General features: G+C 39.9%; 12 protein-coding genes. 5 read left to right on the top strand and 7 right to left on the bottom strand.

The window, feature by feature from the left end:
* Positions 1–32: 32 nt before the first annotated feature.
* On the top strand, positions 33–1862 hold the full coding sequence (locus ACSSTM_RS04950) for a PAS domain-containing sensor histidine kinase (protein WP_034662800.1): 1830 nt from the start codon (positions 33–35) through the stop codon (positions 1860–1862).
* 25 nt (positions 1863–1887) lie between these two features.
* On the opposite strand, the gene ACSSTM_RS04945 is transcribed toward ACSSTM_RS04950, so the two are convergent.
* A complete protein-coding gene (locus ACSSTM_RS04945; RefSeq protein WP_106037807.1) occupies positions 1888–3057 on the bottom strand; it encodes an aminotransferase A in 1170 nt (389 codons plus the stop codon).
* A 292-nt stretch (positions 3058–3349) separates the two neighbouring features.
* On the opposite strand from ACSSTM_RS04945, the gene ACSSTM_RS04940 reads away from it, so the two are divergent.
* Positions 3350–4234 (top strand): cation diffusion facilitator family transporter, encoded by an 885-nt coding sequence (locus ACSSTM_RS04940; protein ID WP_034662794.1) that lies wholly within the window; start codon positions 3350–3352, stop codon positions 4232–4234.
* Positions 4235–4296: 62 nt separating this feature from the next.
* Here ACSSTM_RS04940 and ACSSTM_RS04935 read toward each other — a convergent pair whose 3' ends face one another.
* Complete coding sequence (locus ACSSTM_RS04935; protein ID WP_437404008.1) at positions 4297–4449, bottom strand: hypothetical protein; 153 nt, start codon at positions 4447–4449, stop codon at positions 4297–4299.
* Positions 4450–4750: 301 nt separating this feature from the next.
* Between ACSSTM_RS04935 and ACSSTM_RS04930 the strand changes: the two genes are divergently transcribed.
* The 3 genes from ACSSTM_RS04930 to ACSSTM_RS04920 all read left to right on the top strand — a co-directional run bounded on the left by ACSSTM_RS04930 (position 4751) and on the right by ACSSTM_RS04920 (position 7708).
* Positions 4751–5290 (top strand): RDD family protein, encoded by a 540-nt coding sequence (locus tag ACSSTM_RS04930; RefSeq protein ID WP_034662790.1) that lies wholly within the window; start codon positions 4751–4753, stop codon positions 5288–5290.
* Between the two features lie 125 nt (positions 5291–5415).
* The gene (locus ACSSTM_RS04925) at positions 5416–6726 is read left to right on the top strand and encodes an MFS transporter (RefSeq protein ID WP_170938378.1); all 1311 of its coding nucleotides are present in this window, start codon (positions 5416–5418) and stop codon (positions 6724–6726) included.
* A gap of 73 nt (positions 6727–6799) precedes the next feature.
* Positions 6800–7708: a chemotaxis protein gene (locus tag ACSSTM_RS04920; protein WP_034662787.1), complete on the top strand. Its 909-nt coding sequence runs from the start codon at positions 6800–6802 to the stop codon at positions 7706–7708.
* A gap of 33 nt (positions 7709–7741) precedes the next feature.
* Here the strand turns inward: ACSSTM_RS04920 and ACSSTM_RS04915 are convergent, their stop codons facing one another.
* From ACSSTM_RS04915 to ACSSTM_RS04895, 5 genes are all read right to left on the bottom strand, one after another.
* Positions 7742–8203: a YkyB family protein gene (locus ACSSTM_RS04915; protein ID WP_012009774.1), complete on the bottom strand. Its 462-nt coding sequence runs from the start codon at positions 8201–8203 to the stop codon at positions 7742–7744.
* Positions 8204–8919: 716 nt separating this feature from the next.
* Positions 8920–9135 (bottom strand): hypothetical protein, encoded by a 216-nt coding sequence (locus ACSSTM_RS04910; RefSeq protein ID WP_003211341.1) that lies wholly within the window; start codon positions 9133–9135, stop codon positions 8920–8922.
* A gap of 320 nt (positions 9136–9455) precedes the next feature.
* The gene (locus ACSSTM_RS04905; protein WP_034662784.1) at positions 9456–10733 is read right to left on the bottom strand and encodes an MFS transporter; all 1278 of its coding nucleotides are present in this window, start codon (positions 10731–10733) and stop codon (positions 9456–9458) included.
* A gap of 73 nt (positions 10734–10806) precedes the next feature.
* Entirely contained in the window at positions 10807–11304 is a 498-nt protein-coding gene (locus tag ACSSTM_RS04900; protein WP_437404007.1) for a L,D-transpeptidase family protein, read from the bottom strand.
* 156 nt (positions 11305–11460) lie between these two features.
* Positions 11461–12318, bottom strand: coding sequence for a metallophosphoesterase (locus ACSSTM_RS04895; protein ID WP_420734946.1), 858 nt, complete (start codon positions 12316–12318; stop codon positions 11461–11463).
* Between the last annotated feature and the right edge of the window lie 9 nt (positions 12319–12327).

The raw sequence follows: 12327 nt of genomic DNA, 5'->3' as shown, positions 1-12327 counted from the left end.
CCCTAAAAAATGAAAAGGAGGGTCGGACGACGATGGAACAAAAAATGAAAGATTCGAATCAGCTTTATTCGAATATCGATTTACATGCCGTTCTTTCTTCTAATGGCCGCTTTCTCTACATTTCTTCTAACTGTAAGCAGCTTTTGCTCTATGAACAAAAGGATTTACTAGGGTGTTTTTTGAAAGACTATGTTCATACCGAAGATCAATTTCTCGTCGAGAGTTATTTCTACAATCAGCACATGCTAGAGATTTGCCACTTTAGGCTGCTTAGAAGTGATCTAACAGCTGTATGGATTGAAGCAAGTATTGATTTTGTTGCTTGTGATGAGTTAGACAGCGAATTAAGTAGAGAAATGATCCTAAAAATGAGGGTGCTGGACGCTGAACCGCAAAAAGCAGCATTTCAAACAACATCAGAAGTGTCAGAACAGTCGTTAGGCAGTCTGCCGGCTTTCCAACATGTCAGTGAAGCTGAACAATTGATTGCCATGCTGCCAAATCCGTTGTGTATTACGATATTAGGGGAAATTGTTTATGCGAATGATGCGATGCTTCAATTAATGGGGGTATGTACAAGAGATGACATGATCGGCAAATCTGCATTTGACTTTATTGCTGAGGAGTACCATGACATTGTGAGAAGCCGAATTACGAGGCTGCAGCAAGGTCTTCCAGTCGGAATGATTGAACAGATTTGGAAGCGGAAAGATGGAAGCAGCATTCATATCGAAGTGAAGTCATCACCTACGATCTATCAAAATCAGCAGGCAGAGCTTTTGCTGTTAGTAGACATCTCATCCCGTAAGAAATTCCAAACCGTTCTTCAAAAAAGCCGGGAGCGGTATCAGCTGCTCATCCAAAACTCCATTGATACGATTGCGGTCATTCATGATCATAAATGGGTGTTTATGAATGAATCAGGCATTAAATTATTTGAAGCCGAGCATTACGATAAATTAATAGGAAAGGATATTTTCCACCAGATCCATTCCTGTGACCAGCAAAAAGTGAAAAAGAGCTTGTCGCGTATTATTGAAAGAGCATCAGATTCCGAGATTGTCACGATGAGCTGTCATACATTTAAACACAAGCTGATTTATACTGAAATGGTGTGTATCCCAACCACATTCTTTGGGGAAACAGCCGTTCAAATTATTTTAAGAGATATATCGGAACGTAAGCAGACAGAAGAGCTCATGCTCCGATCTGAAAAATTATCGATCGCAGGTCAATTGGCAGCTGGCATTGCACATGAAATCAGGAACCCATTGACCGCTATCAAAGGCTTTTTGCAGCTCATTAAACCGAAAACAAAAGATCGCGATCAATATTTCGAGATTGTTTTCTCTGAGCTGAGCCGGATAGAGATTATATTAAGCGAGTTGCTCATGCTGGCAAAACCGCAGCAAACGGCATCGATGCAGACACTTGATTTGAAAAAAATCATCAGCGAAGTCACGGCTCTATTAGAAACACAAGCGAACTTAAATGGTATTTTAATGAACACAAGTGAGATAGAAGAGGATCTCCTGATGAACGGGGATCAAAATCAGCTCAAGCAGGTGTTTATCAATTTAATCAAAAATGCCGTCGAATCCATGCCGGACGGAGGTAAGGTTGACATTACGGCCAAAGCAGAAAGAGATGGGATTCTCGTTACCATTCGTGATGAAGGGGTCGGCATTCCTGAATCGGTCATGAAGCGAATAGGAGAGCCCTTTTTAACGACAAAGGAAAAAGGCACTGGACTTGGCCTCATGGTGACATTTAATATTTTAGAAAATCACAACGGGACGATCCGTGTGGATAGTCATCCCGAAAAGGGCACCGTATTTCACATCATGTTTCCTGCAAAATAAAAACAACGGCAAGAGAGCCGTTGTTTCAGTCTGTGAAATGAATGGAACGTTTTTCAAGGACGAATTGTTCTAGGCGGTCAAGTCCTTCTTTCAGTGTTTCAAGTGAATAAGCATAGGACAGACGCACATACCCTTCGCCGAGTGGAGAGAAAGCAGACCCTGGTACAACCGCAAGTCTTGTACTTTCTAACAGCTCCATACAAAAATCAAAGGAACTCATCCCAAACGATTCAATGGATGGAAAAATATAAAAAGCGCCAGAAGGCTTAATGACCGGAAGCCCCATAGAAATGAGCCGATCATATACATAATCGAGTCTTTTCTTATATTGCTCTCTCATGATGAGTGCATCATCCACACCATTTGTCACAGCTTCAAGTGCCGCCTTTTGTGAGACAGCCGAGGCACAAGACACGTTATATTGATGTACTTTTAATACATGTTTAGCAATTGGAGCTGAAGCAAATAAAAAGCCAATTCTCCAACCGGTCATGCTATGAGATTTAGACAGTCCGTTAATCACAATGGTCTGTTCCTTTAAGAAAGAGGCAATTGAATGATGCGGCCGGTCAAATGTCAGCTCGCTATAGATTTCGTCTGATAAAATAAAGATGTCTTTTCCTTCAAGGAGCTGGGCAATCTCTTTCAATTCTTCTTCCGAAAGCGTGACACCAGTTGGATTCGAAGGATAAGGAAGTACAACACACTTTGTCTTTTCCGTTAATGCATCCTCAATCAGTTTGGCATTTAATTTAAAGCCAGCATTCGTTGTGTCGATATGTACGGGCTTCCCGCCGCACATTCGAATGATCGGTTCATAGCCAGGGTAGACAGGTCCAGGTAAAATGACCTCGTCACCCTCTGACAAAATGGTTCGAAACGCAGCATCAATCGCTTGACTTGCACCTGTCGTCACAATGATTTCTGACTCTGCATCATAATCAAGATTGACTTTCTTCTTGATGTAGTGCTGGATCGCTTGTCTTAGCTCTAGGAAACCAGCATTATGAGTGTACGAGGTGAAATTCTCGTCAATGGCTGCTTTGGCAGCTGTTTTGACATGATGCGGCGTATAAAAATCGGGCTGGCCTATCGTCAAAGAAACGACATCCTCATATGACGATACGAGATTTGAAAATGTTCGAATGCCTGAAATTTCAATATCCTTTACTCTTGGATTCAGCAAATGCTCCATTTCTCATCACCTTAAAAATTTATGTTTTTATCCTATTTTACCATTCACTGCATAAATGTCACCCGCGAAAGGCACTGGATATCATTATCTGTAGTCTATTCTCCTATTCATCACAGCATGAGTGATATATTGAAGAAAGAGCAACATTTATTATAGCGTAACCTCACTAGAAAATACAGGCTGCGGTGAACAGGATTAGAAAACGTCACAACTGTGTAAACTGAAAGAACGTGAGAATCAGGTCATGGGAATTGCTTTCATAGACATACGATCTCCTAAAGGAGGACGATAGATGGAACAATCAGCGAAGACATCGAAAATCGCGTTTCTATCCGTGATGAGTAACACATTTGTTGTCATCTTAAAAATCATTGTGGGGCTGTTGACTGGATCTGTTGCGGTTTTATCAGAAGCCATTCATTCTTTTCTCGATTTAATGGCATCTTTTATTGCATTTATTTCTGTTCGTATTTCAAGAAAGCCAGCAGATTCTAAACATCCTTATGGACATGGAAAAGTCGAAAATATTTCAGGAACGATTGAGACCTTGCTGATTTTCGTTGCTGGCATTTGGATCATATACGAATGTGTTCACAAATTAATGCACCCAGAGCCAGTCAAGCTGCCTGTGCTTGGCATTGTGGTGATGCTGATAGGCGCGCTCATCAATTTTATCGTATCGAAGGTTGTGAACAAAGAGGCGGAGCGAGTGCATTCTGTTGCCATGAAATCGAATGCATTGCACCTGTTAACAGATGTGTATACGTCACTAGGGGTCGCATTCAGTTTATTGCTTGTAGCATTAACCGATTGGTATTTCTTAGATCCGATCATTGGAATGATACTCGCTCTCTTTATTATGCGTGAAGCATTTAAACTCATGAAAGAAGCCTTCCCGCCGCTTGTAGACGCCCGGCTAACACCCGAGGAAGAACAATCGATAGAAGCAATCATTCAAGGATTCAGTCAAGAGTTCATCGAATATCATGACTTTCGAACAAGACGATCCGGAGCAGAGGAATATATTGATTTCCATTTAATTGTAGATGGCAAGACAACCATTGAAGATGTTCATCAATTATGTGATCGAATTGAAGAGAAGATTCAGCAAGAATTTCCGCATGCACAAATCTTTATTCATGTAGAGCCTGAAAGTGAAAGAACATCACAAACGTAAAAAAGACGATCAACCAACTTAGGTTGTATCGCCTTTTTTTACGCTTCATCTATGAAATGAAATCAATATCCATAAGCAGTATCGTAATCTTCATACCAAGAGATATAAGCTGCGTCATCATTTGACAAATCATGCTTCATGTCCAAAAAATCAGCTTCGCAAATATCTTCAATTACAGTCATCTCTTTGTTCTTTAATAGTACGACAGTTCCCATCATGAACACCTTTCTTTAAAAAATCCTTGACTATTGTACCATGTGAAGAGCGGTTGTCAACAGCAGAATGGAAACAAGACGAAAATATCACAAAATGTTAAAAAATCAGGAGGTAAAAGAACTAGAAGTGCCATGATTTTCACAAATTTTCAGTATTTATTCACATAAAACATTAAGAACAAACTGATCTAAAATATATGTAAAAGTGTACAGCTCCATTGATCTTACTATATTCATAAGATATAATAACGAATGATTATAAGAAATTTATAGAAAACATACATAATAAAGGAGAAATAGGATGGAAACAAACATAACAGAACCACACATTCAAGAAAAGAAGCATCCTGAGCTAGCAGGCGTGGGCTACCGCTTTCTTGCCCACCTTTTGGACGGCGTCATTATCAGTGTTCCTTATGCCTTCATCATGTTTATTTTGTTCACACTCTTTTTTGTCTCAAGCCCAGAGGCAGCATTTATGCTAGAGGATGACAGCTATTACTATTCCACAACCGTCATGACGGATGAAGAATGGGCTGTCATTATGGGACTTATCTTTTTCTACGTAGCATCGATCTTAATCGGTATCGTGTTGACATGGCTTTATTACGCTATTATGGAAGCATCAAAACTGCAAGGAACTCTTGGTAAGATGGCTCTTGGGATCAAAGTGACAAAAGTAACGGGCGAAAAAATAACATTCGGACGAGCAACTGGCCGCTTTTTTGCAAAAGTCTTTTTGTCTCCAATCTTATGTATTGGGTACATCATTGCCTTTTTCACAGAGAAAAAACAAGCGCTTCACGATTTAATTGCAAGTACGATTGTTGTGAAGAAATAAAGAAAAAAAGCACCTCTGCTCAATAGTAAGGGGTGCTTTTTGTATAGATTGCTTGTATGGAAGAGGGAAGCATGACATAAAATAGAATGATAGTGAAAAATCAGGCAGGGAAGGGAGACAAACGATTGAGAACAGGAAAAAAGACCATGCAGAAAAAAGGGGCAGGCTTCGGGTTGTTTTTGACAGCACCCGTTTTGGCCTGGGCATTGTATGACTTTGCAAATACGATATTTTCATCCAATATGATCACCATTTTCTTCCCGTTCTACTTGCAGGAAACGATTGGAGACAGTGCGAGAATGGATCAGATCGCCAGTACGTTTATTTCTTATGCAAACGCACTAGCCAGCATTTTTCTCGTCATTTTTACACCATTATACGGGGTTCTGATCGATCGTACAGGAAAAAAGAAGCGCTACATCACAGTGTTTACTTTAATATGTATATCTTGTACGTTTTTGATGGGGATCTTTGCTGGAATTGATTTCTCAAGCGAATGGTTTGGGCTGCCTGTCTCCTTATTAGTAGTGGTCACCTTGTTTGTGATCGCAAAATTTTTCTATCACTCGAGCCTAGTGTTTTATGACACCATTCTGCCCGATCTTGGGACAAAGGATGAAATACCGCTTATTTCTGGGTTTGGCATTGCCGTTGGTTATTTAGGGACACTTGTCGGTCTCTCAGTTTATTTACTTGTTGGCAATGACCAATTTCATGAAGCATTTATTCCGACAGCGCTTTTATTCTTTCTCTTTTTCCTGCCCTTTCTCTTTTTTGTAAAAGACCCTCATCCGCTGCCGCAGCAAGAGAAAAAGGCGTCATTTTTCAGCGGGTATAAAGAAATTATTCGCACGTTTAAAGAGATGAAGCAATACAAGCCGGCTTTTATCTTTATGATTGCTTTCTTTTTTATGAATGATGCCTTACAGACAGCGATTGCGATGATGGCTGTTTATGCCAAAATCATCATTGGCTTTACCGCTGGGCAATTTATTCTGCTTTATCTGGTGTCGACCATTTCAAGTATCATTGGCTCCTTTCTATTTGGATATATCACAAAGGCGATTGGGGCAAAGCGCTCGATTACAGTCGTGTATGTGATTTTGATCGTGGCCCTGATTTTGGCTGTGACAGCCACAACTGAATGGGTTTTCTGGGTGGCCGGCAGTTTATTCGGAATTTCACTCGGCGCAAGCTGGGGGGCATCACGAATATTGATAATTGAGCTGACACCTAAGGAAAAGAGAGGACAGTTCTTTGGTCTCTTTGCATTCTCAGGGAAGGTGTCTTCCATTATTGGACCCATCATTTATGGCTCAGTCACTCTGCTGTTTGCAGAGCACGGAAATCTCGCAAGCCGTCTTGCACTTGGGTCTTTACTCATTCTTGCAGCGATAGGACTTGTGATTCATCAATTCGTACGAGAGAAAGCGTAAAGAAACGTCAACTTTTTACCTATGCTGCCGATATAAAAAGTACAATCTTATATTGAAGAATAGAGGGATTTCCGTGGCTTTAAACAAACAAGAAATTTTACTTGACTCTGGTACCAATGAATTGGAAATTGTGAAGTTTGAAATTGGTTCAAATCAATTCGGCATTAACGTCATGAAAGTAAGAGAAATCATTCAGCCGGTTGAGGTGACGGTTGTACCGCACTCTCATCAAGATGTAGAAGGGATGATTAGTTTACGAGGCGAGATTTTACCAGTCATCAATCTATTTTCCTTTTTTAATGTCGAGTCAGATCAGTCAGAACAAGAGAAATATATTGTGACTGAATTCAACCAACGGAAATTTGTGTTCCATACAGGAACGGTATCACAAATTCACCGCGTCAGCTGGGAAGAAATTGAAAAGCCAACTGCACTCAATCAAGGGATGGACCGTCATTTAACGGGCATCATTAAGCTTGATGAAAAAATGATTTTCCTTCCAGATTATGAGAAAATCATTTATGATATTGAATCCGCTTCTGGAGTAGAAACGTATCATATGTTTGACGGTGAGAAAGACGAGAGAAGAACAGGGAAGAAGCTTTATGTCGTTGAAGACTCTCCGCTTCTCATGCGTTTATTAACAAATGAATTAACCGAAGCAGGCTATAAAAACATTGTGACCTTTGAAGATGGCAAACAGGCATATGACCACGTCATGGACCTTGTCAGCAAAGGAATCAGTGTGACAGAAGAAATTGATATGATTATTACGGATATTGAAATGCCAAAAATGGATGGTCACCGATTAACGAAACTGTTGAAGGAAAATCCTTTAACGAGTTCCATTCCGATTCTCATCTTCTCTTCGTTAATCACTGAAGATTTGCGGCATAAAGGGGAAACAATCGGTGCAGATGATCAAATTAGTAAACCAGAAATTCATCAGCTGATTGAAAAAGTCGATCACTTTATTATCTAAACAAAAAACCACTCGGCATGAGTGGTTTTTTGTTTAAAAATAACTTTCCCCGAGTCGTTTGAAGACGGGCTTTGTGTAATGTGATTTTTGTTTTGTGGCGGTAGGTTTTTCTTTTAAACCGACATACGTTTGAAGTAGTTGCTTTGCTCGGTTTAATGACATATTCGCTTTCGGATTGCGATATGATTGATTTAAATTTCCTAAGTGTGGCAAAAATTCGAAGTCTTCTTTGGTTGGTGGCAGGTGAAAATAATAATCTCCAATTTCAATCAGCACGTCGGACTGTTGTTGACTATATTTGGGATTGTTAGAGAAATGTAGGCCCACTTTTCTTCCTTTACCTTCTTGCAATAGTTTTTGCAGCGCACGTTTTTTCAAAAGATAAAGAAACTTGGGATTTGGTGCGGTTTTAGCATGGCGGTTAACGGTATAAATGGCTTTTGCGATGTTTTCTGCTGTAGGTTCTATGTCTTTAGTATGAGCATAATCGTCCATTTTTTCTCTCCTTTGTCTTTCGTCTTCCTGTGCTTAGTATAAATTATACGTTTTTATTAGTAAATTGCAAATAGAGTTATTGTAAAAGCGATAGGATTCCTAGCTCTCTTATCTACAATAGCCATTCAGGAGGGTTCTAAAACGTGGTTGAATATAAAAATGGCAGAATGATCAGCAAAGACACAGCATCTATTCACTATGATTTTTCTTCTATCTGTTTCAGGTGGAAAGAATGCGGCGCATTTCATTTTCTATATGCTAAAGGTGTTGTATATTCATTCTTTTAAGCATAGTTGAAGCTGCATTGGTAAGCAATTTCTGTATTGAAGTCCGTTTTTTGAAGCAGGATGAGGCTTTGTTGAACTTTCACATAATGAGGAGGTAACTTCTATAAACTTCTTTAATTGAAGGATCTGCAGCATACAGAGCGGTAGCTGACTTGCACGAGCGATATCTTGAAGAAGCACTTTTTCGATAATGTTGGCAAATCCATTGCTGACGGTGTCATTGGTGGGCAAAGGAGAAGAGACGTTCATTGCAAGAAGGGCAGAAGAATTGACTGAATGAAATATATATGAAGTGAACTATTAGTTCATGATAACTACCTATTTTAAATAAATGGGTAGTTTCTCAATTTGGATTCATTTTTACATATTGCGTCTGAAACTTTACCATATGCCTGACAACATGTCGAACATATGGTTTAACAACATGGTCTATTTCTTATGACTTGAATAAGCGCAATAGAAGCAACCATTAAAATCAGTTTCATTCGTCATTTGTTTAGCTTCATCAATGGCGCTCTCGCCACTCATGTGCAGACCAATCAATTTACGGCTTGCAGCATCACCTAAAAATGCACAATCTTCTGTATGTACAACATACTGTCCTTGATCATCTTTTGTATGAATAAAATAATAACTTTTTAGCATACCCCTCACCTCCAACCTGACTATCCTACTATAAAACTTCCAAAGATGTAAAGAAATTTTATGAAAATTTTTGCAATTTTATACACGTTCCTGTTTTTTGAAAAAAAGAAATAAAGGCTAAATAATGAAAGGGATTGATAGAATGGATGTAAGAGGTAAAAGTTAAAAGAGAAGAAAGGATCGATTGAAGGGCATGTTGACTCCTCTATTGGTTGTTGTTGCTTCAAATAGCTTCAATCAACAGAGTAAATAACGTCGTAGGGCGTTTCAGCTATGAAAAAAAGGACTTCCTTTTAAAGAAAGCCCTTTTTCCTGTTCAATTATTGCGCTCCCTGGCCTTTTAGTTCTCGCTGCACGTCTAAGTCGGCAGCTTCTCTGCTGAACTTCGGCAGTGTAATGAAGTAAAAAAGGAAAACGAGTAAAATAATAACGCCCATTCCGTAATAAATATAAGAAACGTTTGTAATGAGTTTTGGAAATAGTACCGCAATCAGACCTAATGTCATGGATTGAGCAAACATGGTAAGCGGATCAACCCATCCTGACACACGTCCCATCAGGCGAGGATGGACGATTCTCGGCAGCCAGCCGCCAATGACAATGTTGACCGGTCCAATACATGTACCAATGACAAATGATGTGACATAAAACAACCATAGTGTATGGGTGGAACCAAGTACAAAAATCAGAATGCCTGCAACCAGAATTGGAAGCGACATGAGATATTGCATCTTTACTTTTTTAGCGAGAACAGAGCCCATTAAGCTGCCAACAAGCAGGCCTGCACCGATCGCGATTGTAAAGAAGGATGTATGCAGTTCAAAATGGTCCGGTGAAAGGCCATATTTCATTGTAAACATCGGAAGTACAGCAAATGCGCCATTGACTAGACCAAAAACAAAAAAGCCAAAAATTAAAGAAGCCAATAATTTATTTTTTATAATGTAAAGAATGCCTTCTTTAAAATCTTTTAGAGACGTTTTAATGGTCATGCCTCTCCAGCCTGCTTGTCCATTTGGCTGACGTGCTTCAATTGGAATGTTACATGAACGAATCAGGATGCCTGAAACAATAAAACTGATCAAATCAATGGTAATGGCACCGTGAAGTCCAATTGTCTTATACATAATAGCACCGATTCCAACACCAAATACCATGAATAAACTAAACAGCATTTGATTTAAGCCAGCGGCTTTGGCATATTGATCTTTATTTAAAATCGCCTGAACGAGAGAGGCTTCAGCTGGATAGAAGAACTTCGTAATGGCACTTCGTATAAACAAGATCAAGAAAATAAGTGGAAGTGAATTGAAATAAATCACAATGAATAAAACAATCGTCAGCCCAGCTCGTATCCAATCGCAATTCTCTGCGACTTTTTTACGATCAAAACGATCTGCTACTACACCAACCATAAAAAAGACAAAGATCGTTGGAAGTGAATACATGAGCTCTGCTAATGTGGCATAGGCGGGCTGATGACTAAAATGATCGAGCAAATAAAAGGCAAACGCCATATTGCCTACTGTTGTCCCCATTTGCGAAGCAAGTGCTGCAAAAAAGAGACGAACAAAATTTCTGTTTTTAAAAATATCCATAAATACGCTCCTTACCCTGAAGATCCCACTTTATATCATATAAAATTTTAAGCATTCATACAATTAATTTCTCCTACTGGCTAATGGTCACAGGTGTTCCATTTGGAACGATTGAAGCAAGTTCGATGACATTCTGATTATACATACGAATGCATCCCCTAGACACAGCTTTACCAATTGAAGACGGGTTATTCGTACCGTGGATGCCGTAATGAACTTTCGAGAGGCTCAGCCAATAGGCGCCAAAGGGACCTCCTGGGTTTGGCTGTCTGTTGACAATATAATAAGAACCTGTCGGTGTCATATTTAAAATTCTTCCTGTTGCAATCGGATACGACCGAATAAGCTGTGATCCAGAAAACAATACGAGACGTTTCCTTGAAATCGAAACAGAGATGCGGTAAGGGATCGAACTAAGATCGGGCAGACCAGGAATGATGATGACCTCATTTTGTACCGGCTCTTGACCTTGAAGTGACGGATTTGCAGCCTTTAAGGCATCTGTTGTTGTTCGGAAATCAAGCGCTATAGAAGCAAGGGTTTCTCCATTTTTCACCGTATATCGCAGCACCAAAGTACACTCCTTTTGCTCAAATAAAAGAAGCCATGATGCCCATCACTTGATCTATATATTGACGGAATCAGGCTAAGGAAGGTTTCTCCTAACATTTGTCATGAGAAAGATCTTTGATTATACATATGCAAATAGGAGCGGTTTGGCTTCTGTCTAAATGCGAGAGGAGAGGGTGAAAAAGGTTAATTCAGGTTTGGCTAAAAATCGAAGCGGCAGTCTTGTTGTCCCAAGTCCGCGGTTGATATAGATTCGGTGCTGATAACTTCCGTATAAACCTTCCACATATGTATGGCCGTAAGGTGCTGTGAGAATGGGTCCGTAGAAAGGAAGCTGCACTTGTCCGCCGTGGGTATGTCCAGAAAGCTGCAAGTTAATGGGAGTTGTATTTAACTCCAATGCTGCATCAGGCTCATGTACGAGCAGTAACGTAAATAAATCAGAGGATACTTCCCGCTTAATCAGGTCATAATCGGGCACACTCATCATCAGGTCATCCAATGTAGCAATCTGAATATGCGCCCCTTCTTTTTCTAATTGAAACACATCATTTTTACATATTGTAAAACCGCAAGCTTTCATCGTTTGCTCATAAAGATCAATGCCAAATGGTCCGTAGTCATGATTTCCGCATATCGCGAGCTTACCAAACGGAGCATGGAGCTTGGTTAAATATGCTTTCGCTTTTTCATGCTCTTCAATCGATGCTTGAAAATCAACGAGGTCACCTGTGAACACAATGAGGTCTGGAGACTCAGCGTTGATTTGCTGGACGACGGATTCTAATTCTTTCGCAGGAAATGTATCACTTAAATGAACATCACTAAATTGAGCGATTTTAAACTGGTCAAATGAAGCTGGAAGCTGAGCATCCTGAATGGTCAGTGACACGGTATCGATCATGCGTGGTTCGATGTATCTGGCATATCCGTATCCACATGTTGTAGCTAAAAAACCGAGAATGCTCGCGCCAGCTGCTCCTTTTAAAAACTGTCTCCGAGAAAGTTGCTTCATATAAGACTC

It is taken from the genome of Bacillus sp. RK1064 (assembly GCF_051488405.1).
Taxonomy (GTDB): Bacteria; Bacillota; Bacilli; order Bacillales; family Bacillaceae; genus Bacillus.
Note: the sequence above shows the minus strand (reverse complement) of the source record. Positions and strands in the feature narration are given on the sequence as shown.

Excerpts from the sequence above, each read along its gene's own strand:
- ACSSTM_RS04935 (WP_437404008.1), bottom strand. The coding sequence starts at position 4,449 with ATGGGAACTGTCGTACTATTAAAGAACAAAGAGATGACTGTAATTGAA.
- ACSSTM_RS04945 (WP_106037807.1), bottom strand. The coding sequence starts at position 3,057 with ATGGAGCATTTGCTGAATCCAAGAGTAAAGGATATTGAAATTTCAGGC.
- ACSSTM_RS04895 (WP_420734946.1), bottom strand. The coding sequence starts at position 12,318 with ATGAAGCAACTTTCTCGGAGACAGTTTTTAAAAGGAGCAGCTGGCGCG.
- ACSSTM_RS04915 (WP_012009774.1), bottom strand. The coding sequence starts at position 8,203 with ATGGACGATTATGCTCATACTAAAGACATAGAACCTACAGCAGAAAAC.
- ACSSTM_RS04905 (WP_034662784.1), bottom strand. The coding sequence starts at position 10,733 with ATGGATATTTTTAAAAACAGAAATTTTGTTCGTCTCTTTTTTGCAGCA.
- ACSSTM_RS04910 (WP_003211341.1), bottom strand. The coding sequence starts at position 9,135 with ATGCTAAAAAGTTATTATTTTATTCATACAAAAGATGATCAAGGACAG.
- ACSSTM_RS04950 (WP_034662800.1), top strand. The coding sequence starts at position 33 with ATGGAACAAAAAATGAAAGATTCGAATCAGCTTTATTCGAATATCGAT.
- ACSSTM_RS04930 (WP_034662790.1), top strand. The coding sequence starts at position 4,751 with ATGGAAACAAACATAACAGAACCACACATTCAAGAAAAGAAGCATCCT.
- ACSSTM_RS04940 (WP_034662794.1), top strand. The coding sequence starts at position 3,350 with ATGGAACAATCAGCGAAGACATCGAAAATCGCGTTTCTATCCGTGATG.